Raw genomic sequence first — 17,549 nt, 5'->3', positions numbered from 1 at the left:
TGCGGCGGAAAGCATCGGTCTGCTTTAGGCAACTGGAGATACCCAGAAAGTGTTCACTGCAGTCGCCGAGCTCTTCCCCTACTTGGTTCCGCTCATAGGAACATTTGGAGCAGTCGTTACGCTAGCTATCGAAAAATGGTTTTTCGAGTTGGGTTTGGCCCAACCCATCTCCTGTACTATCGTTTTTCAAGCAAAGTTCCTCGCCTTTTCGCTGGCCTTTGGGTCAGCCCTACTGATTGGACTTCTTCTACTTCTTTTTGCCACCTTCGAGGTGGTCGATATGCACGTCCTGAGCTTACTGGTCGGAGTCGCCATAGCCTTAGCGTGCATTTCAATCGGTTTGGGCTTTTTGCGTTGCCTTTTTTGAGGGTGCGGAGTGCGGCTGTAGGTGAGGCTCTAGTTCTCTGGCTTTACTTAGCTTTTCTCCATGATTTGGTGATCCTTTGAGCTTCTCAGGCAGGTGGAGGATCAGCCCGAGATCTTCTCTCGATCTCTCTGATCCTAATTAATCCGATCGAGGTTGCTCGACTTGCCATCATCCTCCAACTCGACATTGCAGCTCTTCTCGACATCACAGATGTCATTTTTTCGCGTTTCTTTAGCAGCTTGATCTTCTGTGGAATGGCTCTTGGCTCAGGATTGTTCTTCCCAACGTCCTAGGAAGCTGTATCTTTTCGCGAAAGGATCTCTAGCCAATTTTCCGCATGTGCCTGACAAAGCATACATCACGTCTTTGGGAAAAAATAATCAATTCTCCGGTGAGTTGTCACGTTTCTTATTGGAAGTCAAGTTAACGCTTTAGTCAAAAACGCAAGCCTGAGAGGGAGGCAGCTCCAACTTTTTTGGCTGAGCCTGCTGTTGCAGGGGACGATTCCGAAGGGGGTGACCGCCTTCCCGTTTCTCCTCGGGATGCTCACCCAGAGTCCAAAGTGATTCAGTTGCAGCCTTTTGGAAACCAGAAAGTCCGCATTCTGGCTTTTTTCACCTTTCTCCGGTTCCGGCGCGACTCGGGATCCTGGCTGTATATGCTTTTCCGTAAGGTACAAATCCCGTGATCACCGCTTTCTGGCTCGGGCAGTGATAGGATAGCGACTGAGCGAGAACTGTCCGGGCGGCATCTCTCTTTTCGCGACGGCTGTCCACAACAGTGAGGCAGCCGACGTCAGTTCCATTCGGACGGAGCGCAGGGAACATTTCTCCACTCCACCCGCCAGGCGAGCCCCTCATGTGAGCTGCTAAGGTCCATCCCACCTAGGTTTCCTCACCTAGGGATCTCAGGAGCATTTGGATCCGCCTCCACTCAGAGTCATCCTATCGGGCTTTTGGATTGGGCTTAAACCCCATTGCCTGGTTAAGCTATGGCATGGGCGGACTGACCCGACGCAATGCCTACCACAGAAACACCGAAGCAGATCTTGCTTGCGCGGACTGCTATTCCCCGAATTTCCCAAAGACCGATCCCATGTGGATTGACAAGAAATTTGACAGATCAAGCTGGATATGCTTGCGTTAGACTTCCGTCCAGTAACACGACTCGCAGCGCTTCCCTTCGCAGGCGGGAATCGGCTTGCCGCAGGAGGAGCACGGCGTCGCTCACTTTTCCTGGTAGTTCGTGCAAATCCTCGCGCCTGCAATGGGCTCACATTTATGTGATCTCCCGAGACTGTACAGCTTCTTGATTCACAATTCCTCGCCTTTTGATGCCGTGACATCCCTGTACACGACAGTATCCTTTGGCGTTATCAACTCTCGGTAGGTGTTGAAGAGAAGCGTTGGTCTGATATAGCTCATATTAAGAGCGGTCTTGACAGCGGCTCGGAAGTGGATCAAGTGATAAGGGCATAGGGGTGTCTTTAGCCGTTGAGGAATTACTCTGGAAGCTAGGCTGCCTTCATCACTGCCAACCTCTTATCGTTAGCGCTTGGCGCATCTACAGGGCCAACCATCCGTTCGAAAAGGGTTTGAGCAATAAGTTTAGGTTGTCCTTGATGAGAACGAGCCTCCGATACACGGTTTTACTCTTTTCCGTAGTCACCACGATGGGGCCACGCCTCAGCTTCACTTCTCTTCAATCCAACCGCATTTCTGCATCGCGCAGACCGGCAAAAGACCGATCAAATGCATGGGAACGATGTCCAGGACCAATCTCCAGCATACCCAGAGAAACCGGGCCGTCCCTCCCCGAGAAAAAAGTTTCCGGTGCGAGATCCGCATTCTGGCAGTGCTTGTCCTTGTAGCCGGATTCTGCTGGATGTAGCTGCAAGCCCACGCTTAGGTTTCGCTGGAATTTGTTCCGATGAATCGTCGAGCCGGACAGCGATCGCAACCAGTCGTCGATCACTGGTCTCTCAATCACGACGATCGGTTTTTGGCTGAGCTGGCGTGCAAAGCGGCGCAGATAGAAGCCGAGTTTCTTGACGTACCGCTCGATTCTGTCGTCCTAACACTTATCCGAAGAACTTCGGAGAAGATCTGCTTCACCGGAGCGCTTTTTTGCCAGACATCCAGGTAGATAAGATAGTAGCACACGGCATCGGTCAAGGATTTCCTGTAGGGTCGAAGGTCTTCTCGCATCAGATGGTTTCGTCTACAAGTCCTGGGAAGATGTGCCCGATAAGACGTCCGAGCCGATTACTGGCAAGTTTTTAGAGGCGGGCTAAAGCTTACGCATCCTGCTTGATCGCAAAATACCTCCTGACCCTTCTGCCCTCGTGGTAGACCTTAGTCACCATCCACGGTCTGCCTGGATTCTTTGTGCACTCCTTGACTCGATAAATCTCAGTGACTTTTTTCACGCGATCTTCGCAATAACGCGCGAAGACACGGATTCTCTCTCAGTTGCTCCATTATTAGCCCTCAGAAGTCCGTTGAACGTTCTTACTCAAACCAGTGCTTGATGGATGCGCGCAGCGTCACCCCTCAAGCTTATTTGAGTTGTATGTGGGTTATAAAGGACGTGTCTCTCTTGTATTGCATAGACTAAAAATCTGGTCTTGGCAACCGGTCTGAGTTCTACTCTTCCCACCGGCACAAAATTTAAAAGGCTTTTCTTTCGCTTTTTTTAAAATCCCTGGAACGGTAGACAAATGAATTTAGGAGGGAGATGAGTAATCAAAAATGGACCATAAAGAAAAGCAATAAGAGCAAAACAGAGCAGCACCCAATAACTGATCTTATCAAAAATTAGTTGAGGACCATTTAGGGATGGCCCATGTATCACTTGTCCCAGAGGAATATCTACTGGTTCTCTTTCTTTTTGACCAAAAAAAATAGTCATAACCATAACAAGGAAAAAAATTAGAAAACTCAAAAACATAAGACTTCCACCTACAGCTGTTAAGATCCCTGCAATTTTCCATCCTGGAAGTGGCTCATATGGGATGAGTGCAAGAGCTGTGCGTCTGGGCATCCCAAGGACTCCCCCGCTCATTTGTCCCGATGAAAAAACAAGAACTCCAACAAAGTAGATCCATGGCTGCCATCGCGCAATGGAAGAACCCCAAAGTTTTTTTCTTAATAAATAAGGCACAAGCCAATAAGCAATACCAACTAATGAGAGAGCCACAGCCGCGCCTACTGTTAGGTGGAAATGGCCCGGAAGAAAAGAAGTATTATGCAACAAGAGATCCATATTGACGCTTGCATGCATGATCCCAGTCATACCGCCCGGAAGAAAAGCTATCCCCGCCAAAATTTGAGCACAAACCGAAGGATCTTTCCATGGTAACCGTTTTACCCATCCAAAAATTCCTTTTCCTCCTCGAGATAAGCCACCAATTTCTAGGCTGTAAACAACAGAAAAAGCTGTGACTAAGCTTGGAAAAGCAATCCCAAAAGTCAAAACTGCAGCTGCCCATTTATAAAACAACCCAATACCAGGATCTGAATATTGATGATGAAAACCAACAGGCACAAGGATTAAAAATGCTACAAACACACTGCGAACCATCTGGTCGCTAAATACTTTTCCTCCCACCTGTGCTGGAAGGCAGAAATACCAGGAAACATACACAGGCAAAAGCCAAAAATAGACAATAGGATGTCCAGTGAACCAAAATAAAGTCCTTGTGAGTGTAGCATCCGATCCTGGAAGAAGGTTTAAAGACCAAGGGAGCAAAAAAAAGAGGTCTTCAACAGTTGCTCCAATAGAAGAAATATCCCACATGATATAGGTAAGAATGGAAGCATAGGCAAGCAGCGGAATACGGTCCGTTGGATGATTCTTTTTCCACTTTCTTAAAGTTATTAGCTGTGCCAGAGAAATGGCCCATGTACTAACAACCAAAAAGGCAATCCCTAAATAAAAACTCCAGTGGGCTCTCATCGGAACATAAAAAGTGTAGAGGACTGCAGAATTTCCAAATAATATGCCGTAAATTGAAAGTGCAGTTCCCAAAAATAGGCTCAAAAGACTGAAAAGGAGGAGAGAGGATGGCATCCTTAAACCTAAGCTGCGAATTGTTGTTAAAGATAGAAAACCGTTTGAAGCTGCGAATGGAAAAACAAAACCATTGAGTACTCCATGTAAGGTGAGCCCATGATAATAACTTTTTAATCCAGGAAGGAATTGATAGAGTCCCACACCTGCATAATTAAAAGCCTGAAGAAGCCCCAAAAATACACCTAGAGCTAAAGATCCAAATCCAACAAGAATCATTCCTAGAATCAATTTTCGATCGGTTTCACAAAACTCAAAAGACAATGGATTTTGAACAACTGAAGAATTAATTATTAACGTTGTTTTCATTTTATTTTACCAAAATGATTCCTGTCATCGCATGGTGAAGCATTCCGCAGTATTCATTACAAATGATTCGATAGCTTCCAGCTTTTTTAAATTTGTAGCTGGTTACAGAGATTTCTCCTGGAATCAGCATGATATTGACAGGGGTAGCAGCGATATAAAAGCCATGCTGCAAGTCCAAAGAGGTAGCCTTTATTCTGACAAGGGAATTTATTGGAATCTCTATATTCGTCGGATTAAATGCCCAAGCTTGAGCAACGATGACAAGCTCGTATTCTTTTTCTCCTATTTTGTATAAGCCAGGATGATCAAAAGGGGGTGTTTTAAAAACGGATTGGACTAATGATTCTCTCGGTTTGACGATAATTTGTCCTTTATCTGATGGAATTTGAATTGATAAAACCAAGGTCGAGTAAATGATAGCCAGCATAAAAATTCCTAACATGACTGTCGCAATCCAAAGATAAATTCTTTCAAGTCTATCCATTATTCATTCCTCCAATAAGCATCCAGTAAAAAAGAAACCAAAGGAGCATTCCTGCCGCTAAATACCCTAACAAGAATAAAAAAGTTCCTTTTGGCGGGGGGAAATCTTCTTTGTCATTTGTTTTTCTTAACTGCTGCATTTTCTATTCTTGTAGTTTAGTCGATAGCTTTCCATTTTTCTTTGATCTAGATCAAAGAATCTTCATTTTTTATATTTTGATATCCACTTTTTTTCGTTACGTTTCTAGCAGATAACTGGAAGCACATTTAGGATTAAAACTTTTTTATGGTCGTAACGTTTGATTCAATCTGTGTTAGAGGCTCTTCCCTATTTTTTTATGAAGATGGAAAAGAAACAGTTCTGTTCCAAAGCTAGATCTGTTGTTATTGAGGGGGTATTGAGGCGCAGTCGAATTTTTTCAAGCCTTTCTCTAGAGGAAATTCAGAAACTTGTCCCATGTACTCAATTGGTTTTCTTGGAAAAAGACCAAATACTTTTCAGAGAAAAACAGCCAGTTCTTGGATTTTATATTATGATCTGCGGTTCAATAATGGTCTATAGGTTAACATCAGAAGGGAAAGAACAACCAATTCACATCTTCTATCCTCCGGAATCCTTTGCAGAAGCCTGCCTTGTTTCAGATGGTTATCCTGCTAATGCAAAAGCTGTCATATCGAGTCAAGTTTTATTGATTACTAAAACGGATTTTCTTAACCTGATTCGGAACCGGCCAGAGATCGCCTTACGCATCATTGGTTCCATGAGCAATCATTTGCGCAAACTTGTTGATAAACTAGATAGTCTTTCAGTGAAAGATGCTGAAACCCGTTTTATTCAATGGATCCATAAGCATTTTCATGACGATCATCTTTCATCGGCTATTGTTCCCCTTTTGCTCCCCAAGAAAATCATAGCTGCAGAGTTAGGCATTACATCTGAAACCCTTTCAAGAATTCTTGCTAAACTAACCAACGAACAATTAATCCGGAACGAAACTAAAAGGATTATTGTTTTATCAAAAGAGAAGCTTTTAAAAAAGTTAGATGAACTATAGGATGCTGCTTCTTTGTTTGATTATTAAAAATTTATGCTTTTCCATTAATAAGTTGCATGCATTGGGGGGCCATTCTCTTTTCTTTTGTTCAATAATTTCTAATAATACAGCTATCCACTTAATCGAATTCGAACTATAACACTATTCTTTTATTCTCGGTATGTCCCTACGATGCTATAAAAGGCTTCAAGCGCTTTTTTCAGTTGAGGAGGTGATGAAGGGGAAGGTTTTTTGTCATAAACTTGCGGCTAGAAGCCGCGAGCTTGTCCTTGGCGCCACGGCAGGGTCGGGTGCAAGGCTTTGAGGCTACATAACGAACAGCCTATTGCGACAGTTCGAGTAGCCATCGAGAAATTGAAAACGGCATTGCTGTCGGTGTTCTGACAGTAGCCACAAAAGACAAAGCAGAACAGGTGCCCATTTCGATTGTCCTTCTCGACACATCTGCACCAGAGACACTTGCGCCTGGTATTGCGCTGGTCCGTCTGGACGACGGAGACGGCTCGTTCTGCCGCCTTGAAGCGGCAGAACAAAAACAGATGACCGAACTCCAGGAGTGCTGCTCGCAGCGCCTGCTTTTGTTGGTCTTGAGACAATTGCGAATGTGCCTCAAGCCTCGAAGACGAGGAGCTGCTTGACTTGAGACTATCGACGACGCGCTGACGGATGGGGTGGTTGATGTCCCTCATCCAGCGGTATTCACGGCCACTCGAGCCGTTTTAGGGTGCGCCGAATACCTTTCGTGTCTTTGGTCTGGATGGACTCCTCCATTTCCAGTAGCCACATCAAATATGTCGGGCCTTGCGGCCAGAGTAGCACAGACCATTGGGGTGGTAGAGATATTGTTCAAGCCGAGATCAATACTAATCGGTTATGACCTGTCGGTGTCTGACTTTTGGTTTTGATGACGCCATGCATAAAGAAGGTCCCATCACGGTAGCACAGTGTGATTGCCGTTTCGTTTCTAGCCAACCAATGATGCTGGGAATTGCCAAGGATTAAATTGATCCGCTCCGATCCTTTTAAAAGATTGTTGAAGGACCCACGGTTGAGCAAACCTATCACAGAGTACCCTTGGGGCATCGTTGAGTTCCAAGGAGGGTTTTTTATAAACCCAAGCATGTGCCCAAGCCAAAAGCAAATTGAGATTTTTGAATTTTTTTTCGTACAGTTCATTATATCGTAAAGGGGGAAGCGATAAGAGGGCGTACTTGGTTTTTTTCTTTATTGCTGAGGCAAGTTGGTTTAACCGTCTTATGCTTGAGATCCGTTTGCTGTCTTTGATCCCCATTTCGGTGAAGTCCTTTGCGGATTGTGGGTCAACAAAAACAGCGGCAATTACCAGAGGTCCAAACAGATCTCCTTTGCCGCATTCATCAATTCCGACATGCGCTTCGAAATATTCGGGATGGGTCAGGAACTCATAGCCAATAGCAGCTTGTTGGAGAATTTCAGGTTCTATCACGTTGCGGGAAAATTCCAGGGCTTCTTTACCCTGTACGAGCACCTTACCCGATTTATAGACCTGTACCACTACCCCTTTTGATTTGGCTCTAAATAGCCCATGATCAATAGTGGAGAACTCAAAGCCTTTTTGATCTAAGAATGCTTTAAGTTTTTCAATTTGTTTATCGCTCAGAGTGAATGTAAAAGAAGAAGGAGTCATGGAAAATGGTAATAATATAGCTTTTTGGCTAGAAAGAATCGATGCAAAATTCAGAGAAAGTTTTCCAAGGAGACTTTTTGAATGGTATGAAGCGAATGCTTATTCTTATCCATGGCGGCAAGCCAAAGATCCTTATGCTATCGTCGTTTCCGAATTTATGTTGCAACAAACTCAAGCAAAGACTGTTATTGCTTACTATTTAAAATGGATGGAAAGATTTGGAGATTGGGAAAAGCTTGCCAATGCTTCTGAAGGAGAGGTTCTAAAGGCATGGGAAGGGTTGGGATATTATGCAAGGGCAAGAAATCTCCATAAGATAGCAGCAATTGTTTTCTTTGAAAAAAAGGGAATATTGCCATCGGAACCTACAGAGCTTTTAAAATTGCCTGGTATAGGGCTCTATACGGCCAATGCGATTGCAAGCCTTGCCTTCGGGAAAAAAACGGTGGCGCTTGACGCTAATGGCATCCGTGTATTGGTTAGGCTTTTATCGATTCATCAGCCGATTAACAAAGCAGGGGCGTTGAAGGAGCTTTCCAGGATAGCTATGAATCTCCTTTCAGAGGATAATGATTTTTCTCTTTTCAATTCGGCACTAATGGATTTTGGTCGAGCAGTATGCAAACCTCTTGCTCCAAAATGTATGATTTGTCCTTTAAAAGAAATTTGTCAAGCTGAACAGCCCGAGCTGCTGCCTTTCAAGCCGAAAAAAAGAATCGAAGTGAGAAAAGAAAAGATTGCGATTCTTAGAAAAGAAGATTCTATCTGGTTACATCAAGCAAACTCCAAGACAGGGAGGTACCAAGGCATGTGGTTATTTCCAAATTTCGATCCTTTTGCTATGGAACAAAAAACCATTCTTTTTTCTCTGCCTGCCTATCTCTCTAGATATAAGATTTTCCTTGAGGTGTGCGAAGCAGACTGGAAGCAAGAAAAGCTCGTCCAACCTAATCTTTCGCAGGGAGAGTGGATTAAAAAAGAGAAAATCTCCTTTTTACCGCTACCAGCTCCCCATCGGAAAATATGGATGAAATTGATGGTAGAACAAGCATTTTCTCCGCATCCTGACTAGAACTTTAGTTGATTTTTGATCTGCTTCCGAATAGGATATAAAATTCTATTATGATTCCGATTATTAATGTTCATGTCAAACAGGTAGAAAGACTGATTTCGCCTGCTGAACTCCAAAGGCTTCTACCAATCACGGATAAAACCTATCGAACGGTAATCGAAGCCCGGGAAATTATTCAAGCTATTTTAGCTGGTGAAGATAACCGTTTTTTAGTTGTCGTTGGCCCTTGTTCCATCCATGATCCTAAAGGGGCAATCGAATATGCAAAAAGGCTAAAAGAAATAAGAAAAGAAGTAGAAAAAGAACTCTTTATTGTTATGCGGACTTATTTTGAAAAACCCCGGACCACAGTAGGATGGAAAGGATTAATTAATGATCCTGAATTGGATGGTTCCTGCGACATCGAAAAAGGCTTGAAAATTGCGCGCACTATATTGCTAGAAATTGTTGGAATGGGTATTCCCACGGCAACTGAATTTTTAGATTCAACCACACCACAGTATATCTCTGATTTGGTCTGTTGGGCAGCTATTGGAGCTAGAACCATTGAGTCGCAATATCATAGAGAAATGGCAAGCGGCCTTTCGATGCCGGTAGGCTTTAAGAACGGGACGGATGGTTCTTTGCAGATTGCCTTGGATGCCCTAGGTGCTGCCATGTATCCACATAGTTTTCTTGGAATTGATGAACAGGGAATGACTAGTATAATCCGGACAACTGGGAATAGATGGGGTCATGTGATTCTTCGGGGAGGGAGAACACGGACGAATTATGATCCTGAGAGTATCGAAGATGCGGTTCGTCGGCTAAAAGAAGCTGGTCTTCCTCCTAGACTTATGATTGATTGCAGTCATGCCAACTGCGGAAAACAACATAATATACAAAAGACAGTGTGGTATAGCATACTGGGGCAGAGGATTAAGGGGAATCTGAACATTATTGGTGCGATGCTAGAGAGTTATCTTTATGAGGGAAATCAAAAGATTCCAGCCGACCTATCCCAGTTAAAATATGGAGTTTCCATTACAGATCCCTGTATTGGATGGGAAATGACCGAAACCCTTCTTTGGGAAGGAAGTAGAATGCTCGAAGAAAATAAATTGGCTCTCCAATAAAGAAAAATAGTTGATTTGGGCACATAGCCTTGACTCTCTTTGTTTTTTCTCTTTTTATTACAAAAGAAACTATTTTGCTTGAGTACGTGGGGTCTTAGCTCAGTTGGTAGAGCGCCTCAATGGCATTGAGGAGGTCAGGGGTTCGAATCCCCTAGGCTCCACCATACTGACCTTAGGTCTTGGTGAAGGTAACTAAAAAAGCTCAATAAAGCAGCTTAGAGACTGCGTCTACTAAAAGAGATCGTGCTTTCCAATTTGGGGTTATTGTAGTTTCTTTTAGTCTTTAAAATTATAAGAAGATCCATAAGGTAAAAAAGCTCTTGTTGATAAGAGTCTGGATAGGTCTTTATTTCTCCATTTTTAGCTTATTTTTGTTAATTGGGCTAATATGGCTGTTAGTTTTTATTTTTTAACAGATTTAGGCACTACTGGCATAAAAGAAGCGTGAGGAATACATCAAGAATCACAGGAATGATTGTGTTATTTTGCTATAGAGATCTTGAAGAACGTTGAGAGAGAGCGCAGAGGATAGTCAATGTCAAGTTTTGTGAAATAAATGGAAGAGCATTGATACAGTCAAGAATAGAAGAATTTAAAAGTAAAAGAGTTTTTATTAAAAATCAATTGGAAATATTTGTTTACTGGAAGAAATAAAATTTGACTATTATTAAATTATTTATTAGATCCATAAAAGAAAAATATTGTTTTTTGTAACGACATATGACGGACATCATTCAGGAATGGGAGAGATTTACCTTGGGAAATGCAACACAACCTAGGGTGAGAGATGAAATTTTAAAAAGCTGGGAAAGATGCAAAAAATACGGCATTGATAGAGAAAAACATGCCCCAGTTCTCCTTTCTTCAAAAGAAGAGAAACTTAACTTAGAGTTAGATTCTTTTTCTTTTCTCCAACCCTTATTTCCCCTGCTGCGAATGCAAGCGCTTGATTTTGATTGTCTCATAGCCATTGTCAATTCTGAAGGAGTGGTTACCTTTGTCGATGGACCGGAAAGATTATTAGAAAAAGCGAATTTTTACAAGTTAGTTATTGGAGCTAATTGGAGTGAAAAATACTGCGGATGTTCTGCCATTGGGGCAGCAATTGAAGAAAAAAAGCCTATTTCAGTCATAGGTCCAGAACATTATTGCGCTTCCCTTCATGACATCTGGTGCACCTCTGCAATCATTCACAAACCTGAATCCAAGGATCTATTCATGGCTTTAACTATGATTGGAGATCTTGCTCACAAGCCCATCCCAATTAGTATAGCCATAACTAACAGCTTTCTTATAGAAACCAAACTGACAGCGATTCTTTATACAGATAGAGTTTATCTTTATAACAAATTTGTAGAAAAAAAGGGCTTATACAGTACGTTTCCCTTTTTATTGATTGATTCTCTAGGAACAATATTACATTGTCCAAAAGAAATCCTGGCAGAGTTCCAGGTCACAAAATTGGATTTTGTGTCCATAAGGAATAGGCCTAGAATTTCTTATGATCAGCCTCAGATTTTTGAATCAGATATTGTTCTTGGAAAGATGGTTGTTCCCGCTCTGATTGAGCCTATTGTCCGTGAAAACAGAATTATTGGTTATATAATAGAACTTTCCAATAGTTATGTTTCAGCTCCCGTAGGTTCAGACTCCTTGAATTTTTCTTGTTTTTTGTTTAAGTCTCAAAAATCTTCCTCTGAAACGTCTGTTTCGCATTCGCCTGATTTGATTATTGGCAAATCCCCTGCTTTTGTATCTGCAATGGAAGAAGCAAAAATTGCCGCTCAAAATGATTTGCCTGTTCTCCTGTTAGGCGAAACGGGTACCGGAAAAGAAATATTTGCCAAGTTTATCCACCAAAATAGTCGAAGAGCAAAAGAAACCTTTTTAGCAATCAATTGTGCTGCTATTCCAAAGGAACTGGTGGTCAGTGAACTCTTTGGATTTGAAGGTGGAACTTTTACTGGTTCCTCGAAAGAAGGGAGAAAGGGGAAATTTCTTCTAGCTAATAATGGTACTATTTTCTTAGATGAAATTGGGGAACTTCCACTCGAAATTCAAGGGACTCTGCTTAGAGTCCTTGAAGAGTTTGAAATTTTTCCTATAGGTGCAAAAAGTCCAATTCCTGTTGATGTTAGGGTTATTGCAGCAACCAATAAGGATCTTAATCTGTTAAGCTTGCAGGGTGCATTTAGACAAGATCTTTTTTATAGGCTAAACATTTTTCCAATTCATCTTCCTCCGTTACGTGAAAGAGGCAAGGATATAGAATTGCTCTTCATTTATTTCATTGAACAGATCTCTGCGAAATTGAAATTTTATCCCTCTATTGATTGGGATGAAATTTTACCGATCCTTTACAATTATTCCTGGCCTGGAAATGTAAGGGAGTTGAAAAATGTTGCTTTTAGGCTAATTGCTAAAAACCTTCAAAGCAAAATGATTAAGCCAGTAGACCTTCTTTCCATTTTGCACAATACAAGAAAGGAAAATGAAGAAGGACAATTGCTAGACAAACAGACCCTCAACGAGATGAACTCCACTGTTGAGACAACGCCTCTTTATTTCAAAAAATATAAAAAAGAGCTATTTTTTTCTGCATTGGAAAAAACGGGAGGAAATGCAAGTAAAGCTGCAAAGCTATTAGGTGTACATCGGAGTACTCTCTATAGAAACCTTAAAAAGTTTCATTCATAAGAACCAATAAGGCATTGGAAAATCGGCTGTCTATCTCTTTTCCTTTGCCCTAACTGTTTTAAATTAAGCCTTTTGGAATCTCTACATCCAAAAATCTTTCTTTGGTATTCTCTATCTGAAACTGCAAATAGGCTCGATTTGGCTGTAGCGAAAAGCTATCATCTCCTTTAAGGATCAATCTCTCATTCCTTGGCTAGGTGGGCATTGAAAGAAGAAAGTAGAAGTCCAATCTAATCGGATAGGAAAAAGAGGATCAAGACGTACTCGAAGAGGATCGAAAAAATTCGTGAAAGCTCCTGTGCTTGTTATAATCAAGCTCTACTTTATTTAATGAATGAGTCTGGCCAAATTGGCTTCTTTCTTTTCAACGGATCCTCTATCTCTATCTTTCATCTTATAGTATTGAGCCAGAAGGGAGATAGGATGGATGGTTTGGATGTTTAAATGATGTTTTTTCAATCCCTTTTCTATAAAGAGCAGGCAGCCAGGATTGGCTGTGCAAACTATTGAGGCGTTTGTTTTCTTTATTTTTTCAATTTTTTTATTCAAAAGCTTATGAGCCATTTCTGGTTGTAAGATGTTATAGATCCCCGCACTACCGCAACAATGATCGGACTCCTCAAGTTCTATAAATTGAACACACGGCAGAGAATGGAGTATGGCTCTAGGCTCATTTTTAATCTTTTGCCCATGACATAGATGGCAGGCATCATGATAAGTAATTACTGTATGAGATTGATTGGTAGAGGCAAATGCATGAGGAGGAGAAAATCCTATCTTTATTAGCCATTCATGGATATCATAGACTTTTTTATCCCATACTTCAGCCTTTTGTCTCCAGAAAGTTCCAGGCGGAAAGAGATCTGAGAAATGTTTGAGATGAGATCCACAACCAGCAGAATTCGTTATAATTGCATCCAATTCTTCTATAGGAAAAACGGCTAGGAGTTTTTTAGCAAGCCGTTCTGCTGTTTCCATCTCTCCGTTGTGTGCATGGAGAGAACCACAACAACCTTGCTCAGGAGGACATATAACTTCACATCCATTATACAGAAGGACATCAGCGGTATCTCTGTTAATTTTAGAAAATACAAGGTCTTGTACGCAACCAGTCAAAAGCCCTACTTTCCATCGAGTAGGACTATTGATTGGGAGTTCTCTAGGAGGGATGATTTCAAAGGAAAAGTGAGGAGCAATAGAAGGAATCTGAGCAAGCAGATCTTTTAGCTTAGCTGGAAGAAAAGGAAGGCTTTTAAAGAATCTATCCAATCCCATTCTTTGATAAATTCGCAGCAGTCTGCCAAAGGTTCTCAATCTGCGGGGTGAAAGAAAGAGATATTTAATAAGGAAAGTCCTTGCGAGTAGCCGTAAGGGGTTATTTAAGATTTTCGACTTTTCAATGTCTTGTCTGGAAGCTTCAAATAAAGTCTTGTAATCAACGCCGACTGGACAGGCTGTTTGGCAAGCTAGACAGCCGAGACAAAAATACAGCTCATGGGCAAAGGAAGCTGTTAGATCCATTCTTTTTTCGGCAATGGCTCTCATGAGGGAAATTCTACCCCTAGGACTGTTGCGTTCTATTTTAGTTTCTTGGTAGGTAGGACAACTAGGAAGACACATCCCACAATGAATGCATTTTTGAATAACCGCAGGATCCATTAATTGAAGCGAGTTTTTGGAATTGAACAGGTTCATTATTTTATTGAATCAGTCAAAGATTTTCCCAGGGTTCAAAAGATTCTCTGGATCGAGGATTTTTTTTATGTTTTTAAGCAATTGAAATTCTTCGCTTTTATACTGATAAGCTAGAAATTCTTTTTTAGCTAGGCCAACCCCATGTTCTCCTGTAATTGTTCCTCCAAGTTTTATGGCATAAAGGAAAATTTCTTTCATTGCCCTAAAGACTCTCTCCATTAAATCCTTATTTTTTTCATCTCCTAAAAAAACTGGGTGCAGATTTCCATCTCCCATATGTGCATAGACCGCAATTTCGACTGCATATGCTTTTGAGATTTGTTGAATTTTACGGATCATTTGAGCAAGTGAACTTCTTGGAACAGTAACATCTTCTAAAAGCACCGTAGGTGCTTTTCTTGCAAGAGCTGAGAAAGCAACTTTTCTTGCACTCCACAATTGTTCTTGTTGCTTAGGATTTTCAGCGATTCTAATTTCCAATGGACCATATTGTTTAAGGACTTGACTGATCCGAGTGATTTCATCCCGGACCGCTTGAGGGTGGCCATCCGATTCAATGAGCAATACGGCTTGGCTTTCTTTGGGAAAACCTGCTGGTGAATAGGATTCGATACACTCAATTGTCTTTTGATCAAGAAACTCTAGAGCACTAGGGATTAAGGCTGCTTTTATGATTGCTGATGTAGCTTCTGATGCTACTTCAAGGGTGGGGAAAGAAGCTAGTATAACCTGCCTTTCTTGTGGTTTTGGAATAAGTCGAAGCAATACTTTAGTAACAATACCAAGCGTACCTTCCGAGCCTATAAAAAGATCCTTTAGTGAATAGCCTGCGGAGTCTTTTACGCATTTGTTCCCTAACCATATCACCTGGCCATTTGGCAATACGACCTCCATTCCTAAGACGTAATTTCTTGTTACGCCATATTTTAATCCTCGAATCCCTCCAGAATTATGTCCCACATTGCCACCTATGGTCGAAATTTTATAGGAGCCAGGATCGGGCGGATAAAAAAGAGAAAACTTAGCGGCTTCCTCTTGTACAGCTTGGGTGGTAATGCCAGGTTCGACCAAGAGGGTCAAGTTATAAGGATCTGCTTCTAAAATTTTATTCCATTTGGTCATAGAAAGAACTATGGAGTTCTTTTGAGGCACAGCGGCACCACTTAAGCTTGTTCCAGATCCTCGAGGAAGAATGCAAGCGTGGTTTGATTTGGCCCATTGCAGGACCCAGAGAATATCTTCAATAGAAGAAGGGAATAAGACAGCCAGCGGAGCATGATAAAAAGTAGCTGTAGCATCGAAGCTATAAGGGATAAGATCTTCTTTGGAAATTAAAAGGGAGCTTTCAGGAAAATGATCGATCAAACTCTTTAGAGCTTCGTTGGAAAAGTTTAGACTAGCCATAAATCACAATAAAAAGCTCATCGAGCAATTCTCAAAGTCTTAATGCTTTCATTTCCCTTATAATGTATTCGGCTTGTCGAATTGCCAAAGCGGATATAGTCAACGTGGGGTTTTCACAAGCTCCTGTAGGAAATAGGCTTCCGTCAGATATGAAAAGATTTTTTACTTCATGGCATTGACCATAAGAATTTGTCACGGAGGTTTCAGGATTATTTCCCATACGGCAAGTTCCTAAGTTATGAGTCGCTGGATAAGGGGGAGTATCATAGACTTCTATTGCACCTGCAGCCTCATAAATTTCTCTTGCCCTTTTCCAGGCATATTCGCGCATCCGTTTATCATTAGGATGATCATTAAATGTAATGACAGGAATAGGCATTCCGAATCGATCTTTTTTTTCTTTGTGTAAACTAACTCCGTTGGTCAGTTGAGGAAGATCTTCTCCAACAATCCACATGCCAGCAATATGGGTGTAGTTCTCCATCAAGTTCTTAAGTGATTCACCCCATAAGGCTCTTGCTTGAGGAGTAGAAGTATTTGGACCAGGCCTAAGAAAAATCGATAAAAAGGCTGGTCCGAGCATAATTGTTTCTAGATGAAATCCACCCACAAAGCCTCTCTTTGGCTCATTTTGGGCAAAATTGTCTATAAGTCCCATCATGGTTATCCCCTTATAGGCGTGTACGGGTTTGGGAAATAGAGCATATGAAGAAGCAGTTAAGTGGCGCATATAATTTTTCCCAACCATTCCACTGCCGTTAGCTAATCCATGAGGAAATTTAGAAGATTCTGAATTTAATAATAGCCTGGCTGTTTCAATACTGTTGCAGGCAACACAGATCACTTTTGCTTTAAGTTGATGAAGCTTTCCTTGGCTGTCTGCATAAATGACGCTGCTTGCTTTTTTCCTAGAATCTGTTTCAATACGAATTGCTTGGCATTGTGGCCTCAAATCTAAATTACCTGTTTGCTCTGCTTTGGGAATAGCCTCATAGAGAACATTCCATTTTGCTTTAATTGTACATCCTTGAAAACAGAAACCGCATTGATCACAGGGAGGCCGTCCATCAAAAGGAATACTATTGATAGCCATAAAACCTGGTGTTGCTTGGATCCCAAGTTTTTCAGCCCCTCTTTTCATGACCAGAAAATTGGTGTTTCCAGGTTGAAAAGGCATAACTCGTCCAGAAACGCCTAAAGCTTTTTCAGCTTTTTCATAGTATGGTAAGAGATCTTCGTAGTTGATTGGCCAGTCAGCTAGATTAGCTTTAGGGATTTCTCCATAAAGAGACTTTACTTTAAATTCCCATGGTTGAATGCGTAATGCTGCTCCTGCCCAGTGAAGAGTCGTTCCTCCAACTGTTTTACATGTCCAGGCTGCAAGGCCTGTGATATCTTCTCCTTGTGTTTCCCTTGGATCAAGCCATGCTGTCTTTAAGAACATGGCCCATTCATCATTTTCAAAATCCTTTTCAGGAACGAGCCGTGGGCCTGCCTCTAGAGCTGTCACTTTAACTCCTTGAAGACAAAGCTCCCGGATTAGATTTCCTCCCCCGGCTCCTGTTCCTATGACGCATACATCAACTGTTTCGTTAGAAAATGTTGTGGCCATAAT

At 41.8% G+C, this 17,549-nt stretch carries 14 protein-coding genes and 1 tRNA gene; 6 read left to right on the top strand and 9 right to left on the bottom strand.

Annotation, left to right across the window (positions count from 1 at the left end; translation table 11 throughout):
• Positions 1-49 precede the first annotated feature (49 nt).
• A complete protein-coding gene (locus tag QOL44_RS07215; RefSeq protein WP_009059744.1) occupies positions 50-367 on the top strand; it encodes a hypothetical protein in 318 nt (105 codons plus the stop codon).
• Positions 368-2,068: 1,701 nt separating this feature from the next.
• Here the strand turns inward: QOL44_RS07215 and QOL44_RS07210 are convergent.
• The 3 genes from QOL44_RS07210 to QOL44_RS07200 form a co-directional block, all read right to left on the bottom strand.
• Positions 2,069-2,356 (bottom strand): hypothetical protein, encoded by a 288-nt coding sequence (locus QOL44_RS07210; protein WP_134373235.1) that lies wholly within the window; start codon positions 2,354-2,356, stop codon positions 2,069-2,071.
• 705 nt (positions 2,357-3,061) lie between these two features.
• A complete protein-coding gene (locus QOL44_RS07205; protein ID WP_009059737.1) occupies positions 3,062-4,747 on the bottom strand; it encodes a cbb3-type cytochrome c oxidase subunit I in 1,686 nt (561 codons plus the stop codon).
• Position 4,748: 1 nt separating this feature from the next.
• The gene (locus QOL44_RS07200; protein WP_009059736.1) at positions 4,749-5,231 is read right to left on the bottom strand and encodes a cytochrome c oxidase subunit II; all 483 of its coding nucleotides are present in this window, start codon (positions 5,229-5,231) and stop codon (positions 4,749-4,751) included.
• A 343-nt stretch (positions 5,232-5,574) separates the two neighbouring features.
• On the opposite strand from QOL44_RS07200, the gene QOL44_RS07195 reads away from it, so the two are divergent.
• On the top strand, positions 5,575-6,285 hold the full coding sequence (locus QOL44_RS07195) for a Crp/Fnr family transcriptional regulator (RefSeq protein WP_166791450.1): 711 nt from the start codon (positions 5,575-5,577) through the stop codon (positions 6,283-6,285).
• Positions 6,286-6,533: 248 nt separating this feature from the next.
• Here the strand turns inward: QOL44_RS07195 and QOL44_RS11430 are convergent, their stop codons facing one another.
• The 3 genes from QOL44_RS11430 to QOL44_RS07185 all read right to left on the bottom strand — a co-directional run bounded on the left by QOL44_RS11430 (position 6,534) and on the right by QOL44_RS07185 (position 7,951).
• Positions 6,534-6,974, bottom strand: coding sequence for a zinc ribbon domain-containing protein (locus tag QOL44_RS11430; RefSeq protein WP_420797462.1), 441 nt, complete (start codon positions 6,972-6,974; stop codon positions 6,534-6,536).
• The gene (locus tag QOL44_RS07190) at positions 6,971-7,135 is read right to left on the bottom strand and encodes a hypothetical protein (protein ID WP_153300105.1); all 165 of its coding nucleotides are present in this window, start codon (positions 7,133-7,135) and stop codon (positions 6,971-6,973) included. The genes QOL44_RS11430 and QOL44_RS07190 overlap by 4 nt, the downstream gene beginning before the upstream one ends.
• Before the next feature lie 114 nt (positions 7,136-7,249).
• A complete protein-coding gene (locus tag QOL44_RS07185; protein WP_048814701.1) occupies positions 7,250-7,951 on the bottom strand; it encodes a ribonuclease HIII in 702 nt (233 codons plus the stop codon).
• Here QOL44_RS07185 and QOL44_RS07180 point away from each other — a divergent pair.
• The 4 genes from QOL44_RS07180 (at position 7,950) to QOL44_RS07165 (ending at position 12,835) form a co-directional block, all read left to right on the top strand.
• Positions 7,950-9,023 (top strand): A/G-specific adenine glycosylase, encoded by a 1,074-nt coding sequence (locus QOL44_RS07180; RefSeq protein ID WP_045086571.1) that lies wholly within the window; start codon positions 7,950-7,952, stop codon positions 9,021-9,023. The genes QOL44_RS07185 and QOL44_RS07180 overlap by 2 nt on opposite strands.
• A 50-nt stretch (positions 9,024-9,073) precedes the next feature.
• A complete protein-coding gene (locus QOL44_RS07175; protein WP_009059730.1) occupies positions 9,074-10,138 on the top strand; it encodes a 3-deoxy-7-phosphoheptulonate synthase in 1,065 nt (354 codons plus the stop codon).
• An 88-nt stretch (positions 10,139-10,226) separates the two neighbouring features.
• Positions 10,227-10,302: transfer RNA gene (locus tag QOL44_RS07170), tRNA-Ala, on the top strand.
• A gap of 556 nt (positions 10,303-10,858) precedes the next feature.
• A complete protein-coding gene (locus QOL44_RS07165) occupies positions 10,859-12,835 on the top strand; it encodes a sigma-54-dependent Fis family transcriptional regulator (protein WP_009059729.1) in 1,977 nt (658 codons plus the stop codon).
• A gap of 327 nt (positions 12,836-13,162) precedes the next feature.
• Here QOL44_RS07165 and QOL44_RS07160 read toward each other — a convergent pair whose 3' ends face one another.
• The 3 genes from QOL44_RS07160 to QOL44_RS07150 are packed head-to-tail and all read right to left on the bottom strand — an operon-like array spanning position 13,163 to position 17,546.
• The gene (locus QOL44_RS07160; protein WP_166791446.1) at positions 13,163-14,530 is read right to left on the bottom strand and encodes a (Fe-S)-binding protein; all 1,368 of its coding nucleotides are present in this window, start codon (positions 14,528-14,530) and stop codon (positions 13,163-13,165) included.
• Between the two features lie 12 nt (positions 14,531-14,542).
• A complete protein-coding gene (locus tag QOL44_RS07155) occupies positions 14,543-15,934 on the bottom strand; it encodes an FAD-binding oxidoreductase (RefSeq protein WP_009059727.1) in 1,392 nt (463 codons plus the stop codon).
• A gap of 31 nt (positions 15,935-15,965) precedes the next feature.
• Positions 15,966-17,546: a GMC family oxidoreductase gene (locus tag QOL44_RS07150; RefSeq protein ID WP_009059725.1), complete on the bottom strand. Its 1,581-nt coding sequence runs from the start codon at positions 17,544-17,546 to the stop codon at positions 15,966-15,968.
• Positions 17,547-17,549 lie beyond the last annotated feature (3 nt).

It is taken from the genome of Candidatus Methylacidiphilum fumarolicum (assembly GCF_949774925.1).
In the GTDB taxonomy this organism is placed as follows: domain Bacteria; phylum Verrucomicrobiota; class Verrucomicrobiia; order Methylacidiphilales; family Methylacidiphilaceae; genus Methylacidiphilum; species Methylacidiphilum fumarolicum.
Note: the sequence above shows the minus strand (reverse complement) of the source record. Positions and strands in the feature narration are given on the sequence as shown.